This is a genomic window from Vibrio comitans (assembly GCA_024346835.1).
Classification (GTDB): domain Bacteria; phylum Pseudomonadota; class Gammaproteobacteria; order Enterobacterales; family Vibrionaceae; genus Vibrio; species Vibrio comitans.
The window spans coordinates 1,156,542-1,176,749 of record AP024867.1 but is presented as its reverse complement, the minus strand read 5'-3'; the positions used below and the strand labels follow the sequence as shown (position 1 = coordinate 1,176,749).

General features: G+C 43.4%; 17 protein-coding genes. 9 read left to right on the top strand and 8 right to left on the bottom strand.

The genetic code is table 11. The annotated features are described in order from the left end of the window. Positions 1 to 94 precede the first annotated feature (94 nt). Positions 95 to 271: a hypothetical protein gene (locus OCU46_RS18780; protein ID WP_167495361.1), complete on the top strand. Its 177-nt coding sequence runs from the start codon at positions 95 to 97 to the stop codon at positions 269 to 271. A gap of 1 nt (position 272) precedes the next feature. Here OCU46_RS18780 and OCU46_RS18775 read toward each other — a convergent pair whose 3' ends face one another. After that, positions 273 to 1,589 carry a Na+/H+ antiporter NhaC family protein gene (locus OCU46_RS18775; RefSeq protein WP_141271209.1) on the bottom strand — a complete coding sequence of 439 codons (1,317 nt, stop codon included), beginning with the start codon at positions 1,587 to 1,589 and terminating at the stop codon, positions 273 to 275. 517 nt (positions 1,590 to 2,106) lie between these two features. Further along, positions 2,107 to 3,090, bottom strand: coding sequence for a zinc-binding dehydrogenase (locus OCU46_RS18770; protein WP_141271210.1), 984 nt, complete (start codon positions 3,088 to 3,090; stop codon positions 2,107 to 2,109). 105 nt (positions 3,091 to 3,195) lie between these two features. Here OCU46_RS18770 and OCU46_RS18765 point away from each other — a divergent pair, with 105 nt between their 5' ends. The 3 genes from OCU46_RS18765 (at position 3,196) to OCU46_RS18755 (ending at position 6,706) form a co-directional block, all read left to right on the top strand. After that, positions 3,196 to 4,098 (top strand): LysR family transcriptional regulator, encoded by a 903-nt coding sequence (locus tag OCU46_RS18765; RefSeq protein WP_141271211.1) that lies wholly within the window; start codon positions 3,196 to 3,198, stop codon positions 4,096 to 4,098. Between the two features lie 87 nt (positions 4,099 to 4,185). After that, the gene (locus OCU46_RS18760; RefSeq protein WP_141271212.1) at positions 4,186 to 5,385 is read left to right on the top strand and encodes an OmpP1/FadL family transporter; all 1,200 of its coding nucleotides are present in this window, start codon (positions 4,186 to 4,188) and stop codon (positions 5,383 to 5,385) included. Positions 5,386 to 5,758: 373 nt separating this feature from the next. After that, positions 5,759 to 6,706, top strand: coding sequence for a LysR family transcriptional regulator (locus OCU46_RS18755; protein ID WP_141271213.1), 948 nt, complete (start codon positions 5,759 to 5,761; stop codon positions 6,704 to 6,706). A gap of 19 nt (positions 6,707 to 6,725) precedes the next feature. Here the strand turns inward: OCU46_RS18755 and cra are convergent, their stop codons facing one another. Beyond that, positions 6,726 to 7,715: a catabolite repressor/activator gene (gene cra, locus OCU46_RS18750; protein WP_141271214.1), complete on the bottom strand. Its 990-nt coding sequence runs from the start codon at positions 7,713 to 7,715 to the stop codon at positions 6,726 to 6,728. A 292-nt stretch (positions 7,716 to 8,007) separates the two neighbouring features. Between cra and fruB the strand changes: the two genes are divergently transcribed. Genes fruB through fruA form a run of 3 tightly spaced genes read left to right on the top strand, consistent with a single transcriptional unit; the run spans position 8,008 to position 11,843 of the window. Continuing rightward, positions 8,008 to 9,147, top strand: coding sequence for a fused PTS fructose transporter subunit IIA/HPr protein (fruB, locus tag OCU46_RS18745; RefSeq protein ID WP_141271215.1), 1,140 nt, complete (start codon positions 8,008 to 8,010; stop codon positions 9,145 to 9,147). A gap of 9 nt (positions 9,148 to 9,156) precedes the next feature. Beyond that, positions 9,157 to 10,107: a 1-phosphofructokinase gene (pfkB, locus tag OCU46_RS18740; protein ID WP_141271216.1), complete on the top strand. Its 951-nt coding sequence runs from the start codon at positions 9,157 to 9,159 to the stop codon at positions 10,105 to 10,107. 11 nt (positions 10,108 to 10,118) lie between these two features. Then, positions 10,119 to 11,843, top strand: coding sequence for a PTS fructose transporter subunit IIBC (fruA, locus tag OCU46_RS18735; protein ID WP_141271217.1), 1,725 nt, complete (start codon positions 10,119 to 10,121; stop codon positions 11,841 to 11,843). A 71-nt stretch (positions 11,844 to 11,914) separates the two neighbouring features. On the opposite strand, the gene OCU46_RS18730 is transcribed toward fruA, so the two are convergent. Together OCU46_RS18730 and OCU46_RS18725 are read right to left on the bottom strand one after the other, a co-directional pair. After that, complete coding sequence (locus tag OCU46_RS18730) at positions 11,915 to 12,271, bottom strand: hypothetical protein (protein ID WP_141271218.1); 357 nt, start codon at positions 12,269 to 12,271, stop codon at positions 11,915 to 11,917. Positions 12,272 to 12,400: 129 nt separating this feature from the next. Further along, positions 12,401 to 14,248: a M3 family metallopeptidase gene (locus OCU46_RS18725; protein ID WP_141271219.1), complete on the bottom strand. Its 1,848-nt coding sequence runs from the start codon at positions 14,246 to 14,248 to the stop codon at positions 12,401 to 12,403. A 724-nt stretch (positions 14,249 to 14,972) separates the two neighbouring features. Between OCU46_RS18725 and nfsA the strand changes: the two genes are divergently transcribed. After that, a complete protein-coding gene (gene nfsA, locus OCU46_RS18720; RefSeq protein ID WP_141271220.1) occupies positions 14,973 to 15,695 on the top strand; it encodes an oxygen-insensitive NADPH nitroreductase in 723 nt (240 codons plus the stop codon). 1 nt (position 15,696) lies between these two features. Beyond that, positions 15,697 to 16,251, top strand: a complete 555-nt coding sequence (locus OCU46_RS18715; RefSeq protein WP_141271221.1) for a DUF1415 domain-containing protein — start codon at positions 15,697 to 15,699, stop codon at positions 16,249 to 16,251. A gap of 69 nt (positions 16,252 to 16,320) precedes the next feature. Here OCU46_RS18715 and OCU46_RS18710 read toward each other — a convergent pair whose 3' ends face one another. The 3 genes from OCU46_RS18710 to OCU46_RS18700 all read right to left on the bottom strand — a co-directional run bounded on the left by OCU46_RS18710 (position 16,321) and on the right by OCU46_RS18700 (position 20,201). Further along, a complete protein-coding gene (locus tag OCU46_RS18710) occupies positions 16,321 to 16,626 on the bottom strand; it encodes a hypothetical protein (RefSeq protein WP_141271222.1) in 306 nt (101 codons plus the stop codon). 933 nt (positions 16,627 to 17,559) lie between these two features. Then, positions 17,560 to 18,939 carry an ATP-dependent RNA helicase DbpA gene (gene dbpA / locus OCU46_RS18705; RefSeq protein WP_141271223.1) on the bottom strand — a complete coding sequence of 460 codons (1,380 nt, stop codon included), beginning with the start codon at positions 18,937 to 18,939 and terminating at the stop codon, positions 17,560 to 17,562. Between the two features lie 80 nt (positions 18,940 to 19,019). Then, positions 19,020 to 20,201: a hypothetical protein gene (locus OCU46_RS18700; RefSeq protein WP_141271224.1), complete on the bottom strand. Its 1,182-nt coding sequence runs from the start codon at positions 20,199 to 20,201 to the stop codon at positions 19,020 to 19,022. Positions 20,202 to 20,208 lie beyond the last annotated feature (7 nt).

Below are 20,208 nucleotides of genomic sequence, written 5' to 3'. Positions count from 1 at the left end.
AGATTGGTTAAAGAGATTCAGAAAGACAACATTCCGATCATAAAGTCGAAGAAACCAATCATATGCTCAGTAAAAAACGTACCAATAAGGACAAATGTGCTGCTCACTATCAGCGTTTTTTCAAGAGTTGTTAATTGAGGCATTGCTTTCTCCATTGCTCGATTACGACAAGAAGCACCGTTTACATGGCTCTCATCGTACTGAATTACGTAACATCGCCTCATCATTTCCAATGAAAATGCTAGTCGACTTCCTTGTTGTCTATTTCTAGATTAGCGCTTACCCATGATAATGGTCAATGCCGCAGCAATAGCCAAGAAGAAACAATAATATGAATTGGCCACCACCGCTAGTGGCGATAAGCCGAAGATAGAGCCTAATAATAAAACCTGAGCACCGTAAGGCAACACGCCCTGAATTACACAAGAATAGATATCTAACAAACTTGCGCTGCGCTTGGCGGGTACCTGGTTCTCTTGAGCCAACTCTTTAGCAACGCCACCCGCAACGATAATGGATACCGTGTTATTGGCTGTGCAGAGATTGGTTAAACTCACTACAGAAGCTATTCCCATTTCCGCGCCACGCTGACTATTTTTATGACCACGAATCATTCGGCTCACGCGGTTTGTAATATAAGCCAAGCCACCTTGCTGCTTCATTAACGCACTGATTCCACCAATCAGCATCGACAATAGGAATATCTCCTGCATATTGCCAAAGCCAGTGTAGATATCATTGGCAAAGCCACTCACTGTATAGTCCGGTGCAGATACAAAACCAATCGCACCAGCTAGCACTATGCCTAAACTCAATACCACAAATACATTCACGCCCAATACAGCCAATACTAAGATAGTCAGATAAGGGATCACCTTAATCCAATCTACCGCATCAACACTTGGCACTTGTGAAGCTTTACTGTTAATACCAAACAACACCAGTGCAAAAAGCGCAGCAGGCAACGCAATGCGGATGTTTTCTTTAAACTTGTCACGCATCTGACACCCTTGCGAGCGTGTAGCCGCAATGGTGGTATCAGAGATAATCGATAGGTTGTCACCAAACATCGCCCCGCTTAGCACAACGCCCGCAGTCAGTGCTACATCCATATCAGCTGCATTCGCAATACCAAGTGCCACTGGAGCAACAGCGGCAATGGTGCCCATCGATGTTCCCATCGATGTTGCAATAAAGGCAGAAATAATGAATATGCCAGGTAAAATAAGCGCTGTTGGGATCATCGCCAATCCCAGGTTTACCGTCGCCTCTACGCCACCCGTCGCACTTGCTGCTGCGGCAAAAGCACCTGCTAGCAAGTAGATAACACACATGGCAATAATGTCTGTATGCCCAACACCGCGCAGGAACTGTTCGATCGCGGTATTCAGCTTATCTTTGCTTAGCACAATACCCAACACTACCGCTGGTAGAGCAGCTACCGGCGCCGGCAGTTGATAAAACGCCATCTCCACTTCTTGAAGTGTCATATAGACACCCGTACCGATGAAAAGTGCTAGGAATAAAAAGAGGGGTAATAACGCCTTAAAAGAAGGCGAAACAGAAGAAGAGGTCGTAGCGTCTGACATGTTACAAAGATCACAAAAACAAAAGAGCGCGTAGACTAGTGGTATACCGTTTCATTGTCAACGTCTAGACGTCTAAACCTCCATTTAATCTATTGTGCGCAGATAACATTGCAAAAATTTATAGGTCTCAATCAGCAATCAACACTCAAAAACAGCGTCATGCCGAGGTCTTTTATCGAGCATCTTAGGTCGCTCAGAAATTTGAAGAGTGGTGATGAAAGCTGAAAAGGTGTTAATGGGTAGATGATGAGTATCTAAGGTTCTGGATAGCTGCTTCGCAGCTTCCAGAATGACGATAATAACATTGCAAAAATTGATAGGTCTCAATCAGCAATCAACACTCAAAAATAGCGTCATGCTCGAGGTCTTTTATCGGGCATCTTAGGTCGCTCAGAAATTTGAAGAGTGGTGATGAAAGCCGAAAAGGTGTAATTGGGTAGATGATCAGTATCTAAGGTTCTGGATAGCTGCTATTCAGCTTCCAGAATGACGCTCGTTTCTTGGACATGTGAGAAATTCAAAACGTTACTACTACCTTGCCTACCGTTCTCTGCTCTCTGATTTTTGTCAGTGCATCACCGGCTTCATCTAACGATATTATCTGAAGCTGAGGTATCGTTATCTCCCCTTGATCTAAAAGCAGATTAAACGCATTTCCCGCGCTGACAATGGCGTTACGACCTCGGCGATGATTGACATGCCCAGAGCCAAGGCTCAGCTGGTGAAAGCTCAACCCTCGCAAAAAGGCGTTTTCATATGCTTCAGGACGAACAACCTGCACCAGTTCTACCATCTGCCCTTGATAGCCTAATACTTTACTGCACAAGATATCATTGTCTCCGCCCACACAATCAAGTGCGACCTCGACGCCTTTACCCTGCATAATTTCATCTACCCTAGCGACAACATCCGATTCAAGGTAATCAATACAATGTGTGGCACCTAATGCTTCTACAAATGCGTGATTCTTAGCAGAGCAAGTAGTGATAACCTTTGGCACCTTATAATGTTTCGCCAATTGGATCGCAAAACTTCCTACGCCACCTGATCCACCAGCAATGAAAATAGAGTCTCGCTTGGCAATATCCAGCTTATCTACCAGCGCACACCATGCAGTCCAACCCGCACAAGGTGTCGCAGCCGCAACAGCTGAATCAGTATCAGGATGTTCAATCAAGGTGCGAGAGTCTTGTACTGCGTATTCAGCAAATCCACCTTGAGTGCGACGCATGTTACCGTGGTACAGCACTCTGTCGCCCACACTCCACTCAATAACTTTATCGCCAACCTCAATTATCTCTCCGGCTACATCAAGGCCACCCACAAAATTATCATCCATGTTCTCTACCATCCCTTTCCATAGATGCACCTTGGCATCCACAGGATTAAGAGCAACCGTATCGACCTTCACCACAACGTCCCAACCAGTCTCTATCTGAGGCATAGAGAGTTGCTTGATGATGAATTGGTCACAGCTGGCATTGTATGTGAGTGCTTTCATTCAAAGTTCCTTTTAAATTACCCATCTAGCACTAAGTTTAACTTGCATTAACTGCATGTAAAATTATGATTTATAAATAACTCTATAACGAATATTTATAACAATATGTTAAACCCTACTTGGCTTAAAACCTTCAAAACCTTAGTCGAAGTGAATCATTTCACCCGCACTGCGGAAGCTCTTTTCATGACTCAGCCGGGGGTCACCCAACATATACAAAAACTAGAGCAGGCTTGTAATACCCCACTACTCATTAAGAAAGGCAAAAGCTTTGAGCTTACAGAGCAAGGCCATATCGTTTATCGATACGCATGCGATCTCATGGAACAACAGCAGAATTTACTTAATACCCTGCAAACTGACGATCCTTACAGCGGTAGCATAAAACTCGCCTGCTCCGGAGCATTGGCGCAATGGTTATTCCCTAAATTTATTGCTTTGCAGGCAGAGCATCAAAACCTAAAAGTAAAGTTTGAGGCAGCTCCAAACAAACGGATTTGTGAGTACGTCCAGCAAGGTCATTCTCTGTTCGGTTTAGTCACCCAAATTCCCAATCAAGCTGAATTTGAAGTCACTAAAATTGGGACGGAATCCCTATGTTTGGTATTGCCGAAGAAGCATTCACAGACACGTATTAATAACGAAGTATTAGAACAGCTTGGACTGGTTGATCATCCAGACGGCCAGCAATATTTAGCAAAATATTTGGAAGAGTGTGGGAACAAGGAGTTCGCAGATATTTCAATTCGCGAGCTAAAGCGCATCACCTACATTAATCAGCTAAGTCAAATCTTGTATCCTGTAGCACAAGGTATTGGCTTTACCGTTTTACCCTTGAGTGCCGTCCTTTCGTCCCCTTTCTATCCAGACCTCTACATTCATGAACCCAATACCAATGTGGAAGATGAGTTGTACCTGATATCAAAAAAAGACAGGCCTTTACCTAGCCGATATCATCAGTTTATTACCTTAATTCAAGACTCCATTAACGAATCAAAATCCATTTAAGTAATATCTGAAATCAATTTTTGTCATTATCAAACATAACACTATCCCTTTAACCTATAAGAAGTTTATTATTTCAAGGTTGGTGTTATGTCGTTTGCTCGTTTTCGTTGCAGTCATGTCTCTATCGTTGTCGGTCTTGCGCTTTGCTCTACAACAGTAAGTGCCAGCGGGATTTTCTTGGCTGAAGCTAGCTACGCTAATATGGGTACCGGTGGTGCTGGTGACGGTGTTTATACTGGTAATGCAGCTGCAATTTGGACGAATCCAGCAACAATGAGTTTTATGGACGAAGAGCGTCACACGATCAATGCGACCGTGTTGAATCTCGATATGGAATACACAGACGCAAATGGTGGCGTTGGAGCTAATTCAAATAAAACCATGCCCCTGATAAGCTATTTCAGCAACCATCATATAAACGATCAATGGTCCTACGGTATCGCCTTCTCATCTCGCGGAGGGGCAGCGTTAGACTATGGGTATGAGTGGGAAGGTGCAAACCAATTAACCGATGTTGCTCTTGTGACCTACCAATTTAATCCATCTGTGGCATATCGCATTGATGACAATGTATCTGTTGCAGCTGGACTGCAAGTTGACTACGCATTGATTAATGCCAATACCAACAACATAGAACTAGAAACCGAAGATAGCCTGGCATTTGGCTACAATCTAGGACTTATGTTTGATGTTTCTGAACAAACTAAAGTTGGCATCTCCTATCGCTCTCAACTGGAGCATGATTTTTCTGGCACTTCTAATCTCTACACGGATAATGATCAACTACTTGCTAGCGGCCAATATGGTGCGCCTCTCGTGACTCCCGCAACAGTGGACATCAGTGCTAGTTATAAAGTTAACAATAACGTGACACTTATGACCTCTATTCAGTGGCATGATTGGAGCAAATGGCAAAAAACACTTGTTGAACTAGATTACCCAAACAGTGACCTTCCTTATCTGATCAATAGAGAGTTCGAGGATGTCTGGCACTTTGGTTTCGGTGGTGAGTATAAGCTACGTAACAACTGGGCACTAAAAGCGGGCTACTCTTATGAAACCTCTCCACTTGATCATAAAGCCAATCAATCACCTGACCTACCCGTTGGTGAACAGCATAGGTACTCATTGGGCGTTTCGAAAACGTGGAATGAAAACACTCTAGATATTTACTACGAATTCGCAGACTTTGGAGACATGGATGTAGCTCAATCTGGTTTAGTTAAAGACCTTAACGGTCACTTTACCGGTAAGGTTCACTTTGTTGGACTCGGCTACACCTTTTAATCATACATCGAAAGAGTGGCTTAAATAGCCACTCTAATAATGGTAAAACGACGGACTAAAACAACACCACGGACGGAGCAACGACTAACAGAAGGTAACAAACTTGTACTTCATCAAAGCTCCTAACCCTCAAGATATACAAACCCTACTTACTCTACCCATCTATTCACTAGAAAGACTTTTTAGCCGCCTGCCCTGTGAAAGCAAAGAGCGCTTGATCCGTGCAATGCTAGAAGAAAAACTAACTTAATGATTAATTTAAGATTTTAGCTACAAAAACTCGAACCAAGACTGCTTTTTGTGAGATTTCCATCTATAGTAATATTCGTCTAAAAGTTTTTACTCTTAAACCAATATAACTTGAGTGTATAACATGAAATCTCTCGAACAGCAGTTGTCTCGACTGGACTTGAACCTACTGGTTTCATTAAGTGTTTTATTGAAAGAAAAGAATGTTTCTAGGGCCGCAGAGGTACTTTACCTCTCTCAACCTGCAATGAGCCGAACACTAAAAAGGCTACGAGACGTTTTCGATGATCCTCTGTTTTATAGAGAGTCTGCTGGATTACAACCCACTGAAAAAGCACTGACATTAAAAGAGCCATTGAGTGAGATATTACTATCCATCAATAAGCTGATTGATAGTACTCAATTTTCTCCGCAAAATTGCGACCAAACTTTTCGGATATCATTACCACCACTAATGAGCCGTCAGCTGTCGGTTCCCTTAATCAAAGAGCTGATGAAAAACGCCCCTAAAGCCAGTTTGGTTGAATACCCTGCGGCTTGGGATGCGACAACACTGCTTAAAGATCGCGCCGTAGATTTCTCGATACATATAGAGAAACCAAGAAACGATTTAGAGTTCCCGAGTGAGCTCATCGGTCAAACTTACCCGGTATTTTATGGAATGGCTGGACATCCACTGTCCAATCAAGAGAAGGTTTCTCTAGAAGATTGTTTACAATATCAGTTTGTTGATCTGAACTTGGACTTGCGCTCCGTATCGGATATTCACAACCCTATTGATAGTTACTTAGAAAGCAAAGGCGTAAAGCGTGATATTGTTTTTAAGAGCGGACAGTTAAATACCTTAGTGGATGCGATGCAAGACTCTAATAAGATGCTCATCTCAACACATACGCTAAGAAAAGTGGATGATTTTAAGCACCGCCTCACTCCAATATTCGAATTGCAGAATGAGCCAAAGATGAATATCAATGTGTATCTCATTGAGCATAAACGAACACTAAACAGCCCGGCACATCAATGGCTTAAGCAGCTCATTTTAAACACTCTGCGTGACAAAGCGTTTGCTTAGGCAAAAACATTAGCTATGCTCAAGGGCGCTTATTTCTAACCTTAAGCGCCCTTTCTACAAATTCAACACCGGGTTCATAGCGTTTGGCGCTAGCATTGAGCGCCAGAGCAAGTGCACTATCGGCAATCTCTTCAAAACGCTGCGCCATTGCGTTCACCTTCAATGGAATAAAATCCAACAAGCGATTATCACCAAATGTCGCGACCTGCAAACTTTCAACGAGATCATGGCTGGGTAGCACAACATCTAGAACACCCTCTAGCAATGTATATGAAGTGCATACAATCGCATCAGGCATACAATCATTGTCGACCCATTCTTGAATAAGACGTCTACCTTCGTCTGCTGAGAAATGTTCGCCATAATTTAGCATCAATTCAATATTCAGCCCTTTAATGGCAGCCTCTAAACCAAGCTGGCGATCTCGAGAGATTGGCAGATTCGGCAAAGCACCAATAAGCCCTACACTCTTCACATTGCTATCGAGAATCGAATGTGTCAATTGCAATGCAGCCTCAAAGTCTTCACTGACCACACAACTAAATATTTCGTCATCCATAGGTCTATCGAGGGCAATCACCGGCGTCCCTTTTTGCAGCAATACTTGATAATACTCATTGGCATCCGCCATTGAAGTCGCCACAAATAAGGCATCGATTCTGCGACTCACCAGCGCTTGGGCAAGCGCCTGCTCTGTTTCAGGTTCGTCATCAGAGCATCCTATCAATATCTGATAACCCGCTTGCCTTGAGTTCTGTTCTAGCAATTTGGCGAGCCTTGCATAACTTGTGTTCTCCAAATCAGGGATGATCAAGCCAAAAGAGCGACTACTACCAGCTCTCAACGAAGAAGCAGCGAGATCCGGACGGAACTTATGTTCGTCAACCACAGCCATTACTTTCTGCTGCGTTTTCTCACTAATGCGATACTTTTTTGCCTTACCATTTATCACATAGCTAGCTGTCGTTTTTGATACTCCAGCCAGTTTAGCTATCTCTTCTAAAGTCATTCATGATCCTAATGATTTGTGCGGTTGATCATAGTTATCCAGATCAAAGCTTACTTTTTATTGAATGATAAGCTGAATCGGTTAACTATAAAAGCTGAAACGGTTAAGCATAATTAAAATTGCTGATGACTATCACTATTTTAAAGTATTTGCGCAGATGTATAGAGCTAAACACGAGAATTTCATCGGATACACAATCGATTGAAATTTTTATTTGCTGATTTGCTGAACCGATTTAGCATTAATATAAAGCACAGCTTAAGCAGTGCGATTTTAAAGAACTGAGGCGGATATGCTCACAATAAATGAAGACGATATTAGGTTACAGCAAAGTGCAGCGGATAAAGCGGTAGCTATTCAAGACATTGCTAAAAGCCTAACAAGTAAAAACCTTGTCGAGTCAGGGTATGTACAAGGAATGCTTAACCGTGAATCCCAAAACTCTACATTTTTAGGCAATGGCATCGCTATTCCCCACGGCACTGTTGATACTCGTTCACTGGTCAACAATACCGGTGTCGCTGTGCATCATTTCCCTGAAGGGGTTGATTGGGGTGACGGCAACACGGTTTACTTAGCCATTGGCATCGCAGCTAAATCTGACGAACACCTTGGTATTCTTAAACAATTAACTAAGGTTCTCTCTGCTGACAGTGTTGAAGACAAGCTTAAGCAGGCTCACAGCGCTCAGCAAATCGTTTCCCTGCTGAACGGTGAAGCTCAGTTAAAAGCAGATTTCGATGCCTCGCTAATTCAGTTGAATTTTCCTGCAAGTGACATGCTACAAATGACAGCAGTGGCAGGTGGCTTACTAAAAAACACCGGATGTGTTGAAAACCAATTTGTCGCCGATCTGGTTACCAAATCCCCTACCCACCTAGGTCAAGGCTTATGGTTAGTAGCAAGTGATACAGGTGCTAAACGCACAGCGATGTCGTTTGTCACCACATCAAATCAGTGTGAGTTTGAAGGTGAAACGGTAAAAGGATTAGTTGCCTTTTCTGCCAACAGTAATCTGCATCAATCCATGCTTAACATCCTCACCGACACTGTCTCATCTGGTGAACAAAATAAGCTTTTACAATCAAACCAAGAAAGCTTGATTGCTTTGTTTACTGGAGAAGAGTCACTCGTTTCTTCGCCGGTGGAGGCTTCTGACAATAGCGCCGTGTTCACTATCAAAAACGCTCATGGTTTACATGCTCGCCCAGGGGCAATGTTAGTGGCCGAAGCCAAGAAATTTGACTCAAAGATCACGGTTTTCAATCTAGACGGTGAAGCAAAACCAGTTAACGCAAAAAGCCTAATGAAAGTGATTGCTATGGGCGTTAAACATGGACATCAATTGCAGTTTAGTGCAGAAGGCAGCGATGCCAAAGAAGCCCTTGCTGGCATAGGTAAAGCGATTGAATCTGGCCTTGGTGAAGGGTAAGGAGACAGCATGACGACTAAAAAAGTAGTAACCATAACTCTCAACCCTGCATTGGATCTCACGGGAAGCTTAGATAGCCTAAATCAAGGCTCGGTAAGCCTAGTAAAATCAGGCTCACTACATGCCGCAGGTAAGGGCGTAAACGTAGCAAAAGTGCTGAGTGAACTTGGCGCAGAAGTTACCGTTACCGGCTTTCTTGGAAAAGATAACCCAGAACTTTTCAGCCAGCTTTTCGATGACATCGATGCCCACAATGCCTTTGTAGAAGTAGAAGGCGCAACCCGCATCAACGTTAAACTCGTTGAGGGTAATGGCAAAGTAAGTGATATCAACTTCCCAGGCGTTCAAGTTACGCAAAACGATATAGAGCGCTTTGAAGGGACTCTATTTGAGCTAGCCAAGCACCACGATTACTTTGTGATAGCAGGTAGCTTACCTCAAGGTGTCAGCCCTCAGCTATGCGCAACTTGGATTAAGAAGCTTCACGCTTTAGACAAGAAAGTGTTATTCGATAGCAGTCGTGCAGCCTTGGCGGCTGGGCTCGAAGCACAGCCTTGGCTGATCAAGCCAAACGATGAAGAATTAGCGGAGTTTGTTGGAAGACCACTAAATAACGCGAATGAATGCCAACAAGCAGCACATGAGCTGGCTAATAAAAGCATAGAGAACATTGTCGTCTCTATGGGCGAACAAGGTGTGATGTGGCTGAACAAAGGCCAGTGGTTATTCGCAAAGCCACCAACAATGAAAGTGGTTAGCACTGTAGGTGCGGGTGACACCTTAGTTGCTGGCCTCTGCTGGGGTCATATGCAAGGTATGGATAAAGATAAATTGCTGCGCTTCTCTACCGCCTTATCTGCGTTAGCAGTATCGCAAGTCGGTGTTGGCGTTCCAAGCCAAGCACTTCTTGAACAGACCATTAGCCAGGTCGAAGTACAACCTACAATTATGTCGAAATAAAGGACTGCCCTATGAACATTGCCATTATCACAGCCTGCCCTAGTGGTGTCGCGAACAGCATCATTGCTGCAGGACTTTTAGACAAAGCAGCAAAAGAACTTAATCTTGATGCAAAAATAGAGTGCCAATCAAAAGTTATTGAAGGCTATGTGCTTGATCAGCACGATATTGATTCTGCAGAGCTTGTCATTATCGCTTCAGATACATCAATTGATACGTCACGCTTCACGGACAAAAAGGTCTGCCAAGGTCGCATCAAAGATGCGATAAAAAATGCCAACGCATTTATCGAAAATGCGCAAATAGAAGCAGTAACACTGACCCACGACGCCGTATTCAATGCCAGTGAACCATCTTCTGATAGCAAGAAGATTGTCGCAATTACCGCCTGCCCTACAGGTGTCGCTCATACCTTTATGGCAGCGGAAGCCCTAGAAGAAGAAGCCACTCGTCAAGGCCATCAGATCAAGGTCGAAACCCGAGGTTCAGTTGGTGCTAAGAATCAGCTAACAGAACAAGACATTGAGCAAGCTGATCTAGTGATCATTGCCGCTGATATTGATGTGCCACTGGATCGCTTTAACGGTAAATTGCTATACCGCACCAAGACAGGCCCTGCACTTAAGAAAACCAAGCAAGAAATAGATAAAGCCCTCTTAGAAGCAACACCTTATCAAGCCACAAGCAGCGCATCATCCGAAGTGTCGACAGAAAGCAAAGGTGTATATCAGCACCTTATGACAGGCGTATCGCACATGCTACCGGTAGTGGTTGCAGGTGGTTTGATCATAGCGCTGAGTTTCGTGTTTGGCATCGAGGCATTTAAACAAGAAGGAACATTAGCAGCGGCATTAATGAGTATCGGCGGCGGCTCTGCGTTTGCTCTGATGATCCCGGTTCTTGCTGGCTATATCGCCTTCTCAATTGCCGATCGCCCAGGGCTGGCTCCGGGTCTTGTTGGCGGTATGTTAGCAAGCACCCTTGGTGCCGGCTTCCTTGGTGGTATCGCTGCTGGTTTTATAGCGGGTTACAGTGCCAAGTTTATTGCCGATAAGCTGTCATTACCGCAATCTATGGAAGCACTTAAACCGATCTTGATCATTCCCTTTGTTGCTACTCTATTTACTGGCTTGGTCATGATCTATGTGGTCGGTAGTCCAGTTGCAGCCACTATGAGCGGTCTTGAAAACTTCCTTAATACCATGGGAGCTGGTAACGCAGTCATGCTCGGTATTCTGCTAGGCGCAATGATGTGCTTCGATCTTGGAGGCCCAGTCAACAAAGCCGCTTATGCATTTGGTGTTGGCTTACTCGCCTCACAACAGTACGCGCCAATGGCAGCTATCATGGCGGCAGGCATGGTACCTGCATTAGGAATGGGGCTGGCAACCTTTCTAGCTAAGAGCAAATTTGAAGCTAGTGCTCGTGAAGCAGGTAAAGCGTCATTCGTACTAGGCCTGTGCTTTATATCTGAAGGTGCAATTCCATTTGCAGCCAAAGATCCTATGCGCGTGATCCCTTCTTGTATGGCGGGTGGCGCTTTAACGGGTGCGCTCTCTATGCTGTTCGGTGCCGAGCTCTTAGCTCCTCACGGCGGATTGTTTGTTCTGCTTATCCCTAATGCCATCTCACCTGTATTGATGTATTTGGTTGCGATTGCTGCAGGTACAGCAGTGACTGGATTTAGCTATGCGTTCTTGAAAAAACGAGACCAACAAGTATTAGCGTCTGCGTAAACTCCTTAAAATAATAAAAGCCCAGATCTGCTAGCGAATCTGGGCTTTTTTACTTTTCCGTTAGTGTCGTTCTACTCATTAGTTTCAAGCCAACTCGCTATTACCTCTTTAGCCCCAAAGCACTCCCCCTGTAACGTTTGTGTATGAGCTTCAAAGGGTTGACCTATAAAGGTTGTGCGGATCATTTTCCCCGTCGACAGTTTAATATGAGTACTGACCCTACCCTGAAAGTTCTGCAGCAACGCAAACTCGTCGCTGACGAACACCAACTGACTTGAGTAGTAAATGAAGTAGTCTGGGGTCGAATTAAGCTTACAGTTTAATGTTCTCTCGTCATTTGCTAATGCGCCAAAGGCCGTTACCTTAAAAGCCATAGCAATCGCTATCAAAAGCGATGATAGCCAGTGTATTCGAAAAACTTGGCTCATGAGAGACTCCTGTTTACCCTAATACTGACAAGTATAGATAAACAGAAGCATTAGCTCGGGATTGAGATATCGATATATGACTCACTCATGTGCAAGAACCACTACTACGCAGGGATGCCTGGCTATCCATTAACGCCCATAGTTTTCAACAATATACTGCTCAAAATCATGACACATCTGCTCATCACTTAACTCGTTGTTGGCAAGTTCTTTATCGCCATCAACAATGCTAATTTTCGCATTGAGAGAATGAACGCAAGCTCGAGGCCTGTTTGCAAGCGTAGAGATTTTATCTTGCTCTATCTGCCATGCTTGTTCGGAGGTTAAGTTACATTCATCAGCAAGGTATTTAGCATTAAACCCTTCACCCGTTAACTGAACGATGGTTTGGTTATGGTTAACTGCATTACCTTGATGCCAGTAGTGCTCTTCTAGCAAAGGGCCTATCTCAGGGTTATCCGTTAGATAACCAAACTTATTAAGGAAGTAGGCTCTCGTTTGATACACCGCCATATGTGCCAACAGGTAGCCTTGATAAGCGCAAGCTGACTCATCTGATATTAAGTGAGGGATTGCCATTAGCGGTCTAGGACTGCATTCAAGACCTAGAATGGTTTTCTCCATTTCGCGCGCCAATCGAGTGACATTTTTAGGCGTCAGTTCTTCGTCTGCTAATTGGTATAAGGCGCGCTCAAAATATGGCACCACTAGAATACTGCGCTCGGTATAGGCTTTGAAAGGCTGTTTACTCTCAATCATCGCTTTTATTACTGAATCGGGAATAGCTACTCCATTTTCATCCAGTGCATATAACTTGAGCCAGTCGCCATCTTCTAACAGGCTGTCACAGAACATGGATTGTGTTTCTGCATAGGCCATGGAAGTGGGCGCGAATTCTTGAGAAAAGCATGGCGCATTCATCTTCACATTGGCAAAGTGAGCCGCGTGTCCTCCTTCATGAAATAAGGTATTGATGCCATCGTAGCCACTACCTACCTGATCGGGTTTGGCGTTACTCGTAAAGTTAACCTTGGCGGGCACCCATTGTGAGTTATCGTAAAACGAGGGAATAGGCCCGTGGCAAAATCCATTCGGGTACTTACCTTTGCGATCGAGTAAATCGAGCGTCAACTCCGCATTTGAATAGTTAATGTTTAATCGACCAAAAGATTCAATCCATCGGCGCAACGATTGTGAAAATGGCACATACGGATCTAGGTCGCGCATTGCGTCTCCAGAAAAAGAGAACACAAAATTGTGCCCTTCAAGCGCTTGTTGCCCCTTGTCATTGGCCAATTTGTTAAGGCTATTCAAGTTACTTTCTCGAGTTCGCTGCTCAAAATCGTCCAGTATGGTGAACAATTCGGCTGTGGTCATTTGCTCTGTCTTCACAATCGAATAATCAAAGAAATTGTCATAGCCCAGTGAGCGAGCAAACTGATTGCGCAGCTTAACCAGGTCTAATAGCCCATTCACCAACAGCCATTGCTCAAGATCTAACATCGCCTGATGAGAAGACTTCCTGACGGACTCATTATCGCTGGTACGGATATTAGCAGCCAACACAGGAAGCGAACCTTCTTGCTCCTTGCCTTGTGCATCAACAAAAATCTGAGTGTACTGCTGCTTCTTTTCAAATAGCTCAGACTCAAACTGAATCAAATCCGCCTTCAACTCCCGTGCTTCTTGAGTAGGTAAAGCGTGCGCTTTAAACGTGGCAAGCCAACCTTCAAGCCCAGACTTAACCGTATCCAACTCGTTGTTTGACGGCGCCGATTTAAGTTTCTCTAGCTGCAGTTCTATTTCTGAGAGTCTGTCTGCATTGCTTAAAAACTGGTTCCAGTGAGTTTCTGCTTGAGCCGAACCTGCTTGATCGTTCGAGATGCCCATATAGGTTTCCCAAAATAGATCCTCTTTTTGACGGTGAACCGACAAATACTCTTTATTCAACGAGTCTAGATACTGTTGTGGATGCATAAGTGTTTTCATTCCCTTGAGTGATCATTAAAGGTAGTTTTTATTAAAATTAGTGTAACCATATAGAAAAGATATGGATACAAGACATGGACAATAAAGCCTGCATTATCAATCTATTTACTGTAAAAATAGAGATGATCCCTATTAACTATATGCTCTGTAAGAGATCTCTCACAGCAGTGTGGGAATAAAGTGTTTTTTGATACAGACGCCTTTCCACCAACTAGGTTAACCTGTTGTATTTAAAGAACTTAAATTGATTTGATTAATGATCGTACAGTTATTTCTTATCGTATATATTCCTACACCGTTGATAAGAATCACCAGTACAGTAATATGTTTCTTGTCGACAGGGAGTTGGCAGGAATGGAAAACTCAAAGGATTGAGTATCTTCAGGATGAAGAGTCGATTACTAGGAAGTAGTCAACATGGAAGTGGAGCCTTAGGATAGGCGCAAGATTCAACATTGGACGTTGAGTTTAAGGACACCGTCAGGACGACGATGCAAAAGGATTGGGTTAACGGATTTAGCCTGAGCAAGGATAGTATTAGGGAATGTGTTTGTAGCGGGATTGCTGCGTTATAAAATTTGCCCCACCAGCTTGCTGTGTGGGGCTTCTTTTTATTCTCTTACAACTCTGCCTCCCACTCCCCAATAAGTTACTTTTCTCTACTACTCATTATTGTTACTCTGAAATCTAATAATTTCGCATGGAAAGCAAGATGAATAGCACCATCAAAACCCTACTCAGCCACCGCTCTATCCGTTCATTTACCGAACAGACAATAGACTCTGATCTACTTAATACTATTCTGGACTGCGGCCTAGCAGCATCCAGCTCTAGCTTTATTCAATGTGTTTCCGTTGTACGCGTTTCTACCGCAGAAAATAGAGCAATGCTCGCAGAGTATGCCGGAGGACAATCCTATGTGCAGAGCTGTGCTGAGTTTTTAGTTTTTTGTGCAGATTACAATCGCCACCAACAAATTCATCCTGAAGCCCAGTTAGGGTTTACCGAACAGACATTGATTGGTTCGATTGACGCTGCGATGGTGGCTCAAAACTGCTTAACGGCGGCAGAATCACTTGGTCTTGGTGGGGTTTATATTGGTGGTCTGCGAAACAACCCTCAAAAGGTAGCGGATCTTCTATCGCTTCCCAAACACGTCATACCGTTATTTGGGCTTTGCTTAGGCTACCCAAATCAAAACCCAGAAACCAAACCGCGCTTACCTAAGTCAATCGTCGTACATCAAGAGCAATACAATCCTATAAGCATGGATGAGTTGGCGCAGTATGATGTGCAAATTGAAGACTATTACGCGACTCGCACAGACAACAAGAAGTCAGGCTCTTGGTCAACACAGATCACCCAAACACTCAGTAAAGAAGCGCGCCCATTTATGCATGACTTTTTGCAGAAGCAAGGGTTCAACATTAAATAATATGAGAATGAATATACAGCAGGTTGAGAAAGTAACGCAGGATTGGCTTGAGCAAGTCGTGATCGGCCTGAACCTGTGCCCTTTTGCTCATAAGCCAAATAAAAACAAGCAAATAAAGATAGCGGTGACAGAAGCCACATCAGAAGAGGCACTGTTGGAGTTTATCTTATTAGAATTGCGAGAATTGGACAGCAAAGACCCTAAAGAGCTTGAAACCACATTGGTGGTTGCACCACACATGCTTGAGGATTTTATGGACTATAACTTCTTCTTAGATTGGGTTGATGCTTTATTGAAGCAAGAAGATTACGAAGGGATTTATCAAGTAGCGAGTTTTCATCCTGATTACTGTTTTGGTGGTACTGAGCCAGAAGATGCAGAAAACCTCACCAACCGCTCGCCTTATCCAACTATCCACTTAATTCGAGAAGAATCCATGGAAAGAGTGCTAAAGCACTATCCAAATCCGGAAGCCATTCCCGATACCAACATCGCTAGAGTGGAAGCTTTAACACAGGAAGAAAAAGCGAAGCTATTTCCTTTTTTACTGCAATAAATAACGGCGGCGATTAAAGATTCAATACCATAGAGCAGGGATGTCATTGACATCCCTGCTCTAAATTTTTTACTGCTTCAACAGTGTTCTCAACTGAGTAATTTCACTATCGGGTAGGTCAATTGGTGCATCATTAATAGCGCACTTAACCGTCACCTTTCCAGGAACATATTGATTACCTGTGGTCGATAGGAATTTATACACCGCTCCTTTGCGAGCAAATAATCCTCGACAATAATCTGGGGTCTTTCGGTAGGGTAACAGCTTTAACAATTGCTTTGGCTCTGATTGCGCACCATTGATACTAGTTACCTCTTGAGGGGTACTCATTTCATCGGTTTCAATCTTATTAGTAAAGCCATTGGTTGCAGGCATAAGTGCTCCTTATAAAAGCATCCATGCTAGTGTTGATGTAGGGTTTTAATGGTCGAGGTCTTTCGAAGAGAAAGCCCTAGACTCTAGTAAATTAACCTAAACAAGCAACACACTGAAATGACTCTACCAAATACCAGTTATTCTCTATATGGATATCATCCAACTCAATATCAATTAGCGAAATCAAATTACCGCACTTGATAGTCTAAATTGATCTGTTGAAATGAAGCCCAGCCATAGACTTTAAGTTAAGCTAGCCAAAAGTCATCTTTCTATCATCTAGAAAACATAACCATCTACTTTTGAACACATTCGAATAATAAGTGAAGATTTTGCTGCAACTCTACATTAAGAAGTTAGTTTCGCCGCATTCACAGCAAATGTACTTACGCTTATTTCTCTTTAGAAAATACTTCTCTAGAAAGCTCCGTTTTTCTCTGAAGTATGGGAGTTGGGTGTCGCAGTTCTTACAACGATGCAGCATTGATATAGCCTTTAATAGATTCCATGAATATAACGATACGGAATCTATCTTAAATTTTTATTAAAAAACAGTTTACAGAACGCTTAACCCTATAAAAAAAGGTAATAATATATTAATAAAATCATACCATTAGCACTTTTAGTACAATATTCGGTAAAAATTTAGACAATAGTATGCATCTATTAACAATGTCGGATTTATGTACAGAAACATTCATTGAATTGCTTATGCATCGCCGAGGTGCCTTTATGTAGTCCAAACAGTTCCAATTCCATTGTAAGTACTTGGTACGCATATAGGTTTAAAGGGTTTTGATAGCATTATTCGTAATCTGTTAAACCTGAGGAATAAGAGGGAGTTTGGTGAGTTCTAAAAGCAACGGGTTGCTTTTCTTGGAAAGGAAGTGCCCCTATTGGCTCTTCACAAACCAATAGGGGGTAACAATATGATTAAGAAAGGATTCGAGCTCTAAATTTACGACCTTTCATTTTACCATTCTCTAGCTTCTTATGAGCGACCTTAGCCACTGATTTATCAACCGCAACATAAGCTCGCATGTCAAATAGGTTGATCTTACCTACTTTTTTACCATCAATACCGTTTTGTCCGGTCAAGGCACCAAGAATGTCCCCTGCCCTTACCTTCTGCTTTTTACCACCTGAAATCTCGATGGTCACCATTGATGGCTGAAGTGGTTTGTTGTTAGAAGTCTGAGGCAGTGTTTCTGGTTCTATTGCGATGTCCATGTACTCATCAATCATCGCAACGCGATGATGTTCTTTGTCATTGTACAAGCTACATGCAACACCCTTGCTGCCAGCTCGGCCAGTACGGCCAATGCGGTGAACATGTACTTCTGGATCACGAGACAACTCGTAGTTAATCACGGCATCTAGGTTTTCAACATCTAGACCACGTGCTGCTACATCAGTAGCAACCAAGATCGAGATACTCTTATTAGAGAACTGCACTAGTGTTTGATTACGCTCACGTTGCTCAAGATCACCGTGAAGGTCAATAACACTAAAGCCCTTATAGTGAAGATCATCCGCGACTTCTTGAACTTCTCGCTTGGTATTACAGAAGATCACTGCCGATTCTGGCTGATGTGTCAGCAACAATGTTTCTAGTGCCTGCATACGCTGCTCATTACTGTCTACTTTGTAGAAGTGTTGAGAAATCGTACTTTGTTCATGGGTCGACTCAACCTTGACCAATTGTGGCTGCTTCATAATGCGAGCCGCAACCTGCTGAATTTTTTCAGGGAACGTGGCACTAAATAGCAAGGTTTGGCGTTGTGTCGGCGCTTCAGCAACAATCGCATCTAATGCATCTTGAAAGCCCATGTCTAGCATTCTGTCCGCTTCATCCAATACCAAAGTATTCAACTCAGCAAGATTAATACGACCTCTTTCCAAGTGATCAAGAATACGACCAGGTGTACCTACTAAAATGTGGGCTCCGTGCTCCAAAGAACCAATTTGAGGCCCCATAGGCATGCCGCCACATAAAGTAAGCACTTTGATATTGTGGATGGTACGAGCCAGCTTGCGGATCTCTTTTGCCACTTGGTCAGCCAACTCACGAGTTGGGCACAATACCAGTGACTGCACGCGAAATCGCTTCACATTAAGATTGGTCAAAAGACTTAGACCAAATGCCGCTGTTTTACCTGATCCAGTTTTACCCTGGCCAATGACATCTTTGCCATCTAGCATCAACGGCAAGCTTTGTGCCTGTATCGGAGTCATCTCGGAATACTCCATCGACGCCAAATTATCGAGTAAAGACTTAGATAAAGGTAACTTAGAAAATTTATTGTCGCTCAAAGGAGATTCCTTATATGGATTAGGTAAGTAGCGCTATTTCAAGGGTGACGACCCTAAAGGGTAGACACACTAATTGCAAGTTAAAAGTTCCACCCTAGATTAACAAAGATCAGGGTATTCGGCGTTTGGCCAAATAAGCTATCACTGGCACCGTCAAAACGTTGCGCTAACATGACTAACTGCCAATCATTTGACAGCGAATAAGTGCTAGAGACGCCAAGATAAAAAGAGTCATCATTGTAGTAAGAACCCGAGAACACGATACGATTCAAAGGCGTAATATCAAACCCTAGGTCTGCATAAGCGGTAAACTCGGTAAAGCTCAACGTTCGTGCGGTTAACGGCAGATTAAGATAAGCGATAGCGTTTTGCACTTCTTGAGGCTCAGTGATATGTAGCAGCGCTACTGTGCTCATCCAGTTTCTTGTTCCAGAAAAGCTATATCCAAGCTCAAAACTAGAAACCACAGATGTGTTTAACTCCTGAACATTGCCCTCCGCGGTTTGCCAGTCATCCTTAGTCGGGCTAAACAAAGTACTTTCTACCTTTAACGAAGCACCAGCAAGGTCAGTCGCCAGTCCTCCGCCTATCACAAAGTCAAGGTTAGATTTCCCGATAATGAATTGGGCATCCCAGTTCGCCACATTAAACAAATAGCGTGCAGAATAACTGTTTAACTCGCTGTCTTGTGAAGGGCTAAATGCAAGGTTTAACTCACTGGCATAACCTAGCTTTCTTGTTAGATAGAGGGCATCTGTACCCGGTCGTTCTGGGTAATCCACATCGTATATAGAGTATGAATTAAAGATATCGTTGGGATTCCAAATCGTGTTCATCCCCCAATTAATGCGAAATCGCCCCGCTCGTGCTTGATAATGTTCGCCATGCCAATCCAAATAGAGTCGGTCAAATTGAGTGTTGGCAAAAAAGTCGCTACCCTCCCCCCAATTAAAGGTGAGGTCGAGATACCCTGGGTCGACCCCAATCACTTCTCTATATAATTCATTCTTTGCTGAGTCTCCCCAGAACAAGCGATTTCGAACACCAGTATTGAAGCGCAAGTTGCTGTTAAAACGATATTCAAAATCGAGTCGATTATGTACTTGGTTATCAAAGAAGTCCTCCCCATCATCCACAAGGGTACCCGTCAGCATATAGTTGATATAACCGGATAACTCCCACTGTTTTTCAGGCTCTAGCCCCGGAATCTGCGCCTGCAAAACCAGTGGTACCAAAGCTAAAGAGGATATGAAAGCACGCATGGCTTCG

Excerpts from the sequence above, each read along its gene's own strand:
- OCU46_RS18780 (WP_167495361.1), top strand. The coding sequence starts at position 95 with ATGTGCTGCTCACTATCAGCGTTTTTTCAAGAGTTGTTAATTGAGGCA.
- OCU46_RS18775 (WP_141271209.1), bottom strand. The coding sequence starts at position 1,589 with ATGTCAGACGCTACGACCTCTTCTTCTGTTTCGCCTTCTTTTAAGGCG.
- OCU46_RS18770 (WP_141271210.1), bottom strand. The coding sequence starts at position 3,090 with ATGAAAGCACTCACATACAATGCCAGCTGTGACCAATTCATCATCAAG.
- OCU46_RS18765 (WP_141271211.1), top strand. The coding sequence starts at position 3,196 with ATGTTAAACCCTACTTGGCTTAAAACCTTCAAAACCTTAGTCGAAGTG.
- OCU46_RS18760 (WP_141271212.1), top strand. The coding sequence starts at position 4,186 with ATGTCGTTTGCTCGTTTTCGTTGCAGTCATGTCTCTATCGTTGTCGGT.
- OCU46_RS18755 (WP_141271213.1), top strand. The coding sequence starts at position 5,759 with ATGAAATCTCTCGAACAGCAGTTGTCTCGACTGGACTTGAACCTACTG.
- cra (WP_141271214.1), bottom strand. The coding sequence starts at position 7,715 with ATGACTTTAGAAGAGATAGCTAAACTGGCTGGAGTATCAAAAACGACA.
- fruB (WP_141271215.1), top strand. The coding sequence starts at position 8,008 with ATGCTCACAATAAATGAAGACGATATTAGGTTACAGCAAAGTGCAGCG.
- pfkB (WP_141271216.1), top strand. The coding sequence starts at position 9,157 with ATGACGACTAAAAAAGTAGTAACCATAACTCTCAACCCTGCATTGGAT.
- fruA (WP_141271217.1), top strand. The coding sequence starts at position 10,119 with ATGAACATTGCCATTATCACAGCCTGCCCTAGTGGTGTCGCGAACAGC.
- OCU46_RS18730 (WP_141271218.1), bottom strand. The coding sequence starts at position 12,271 with ATGAGCCAAGTTTTTCGAATACACTGGCTATCATCGCTTTTGATAGCG.
- OCU46_RS18725 (WP_141271219.1), bottom strand. The coding sequence starts at position 14,248 with ATGCATCCACAACAGTATCTAGACTCGTTGAATAAAGAGTATTTGTCG.
- nfsA (WP_141271220.1), top strand. The coding sequence starts at position 14,973 with ATGAATAGCACCATCAAAACCCTACTCAGCCACCGCTCTATCCGTTCA.
- OCU46_RS18715 (WP_141271221.1), top strand. The coding sequence starts at position 15,697 with ATGAGAATGAATATACAGCAGGTTGAGAAAGTAACGCAGGATTGGCTT.
- OCU46_RS18710 (WP_141271222.1), bottom strand. The coding sequence starts at position 16,626 with ATGCCTGCAACCAATGGCTTTACTAATAAGATTGAAACCGATGAAATG.
- OCU46_RS18700 (WP_141271224.1), bottom strand. The coding sequence starts at position 20,201 with ATGCGTGCTTTCATATCCTCTTTAGCTTTGGTACCACTGGTTTTGCAG.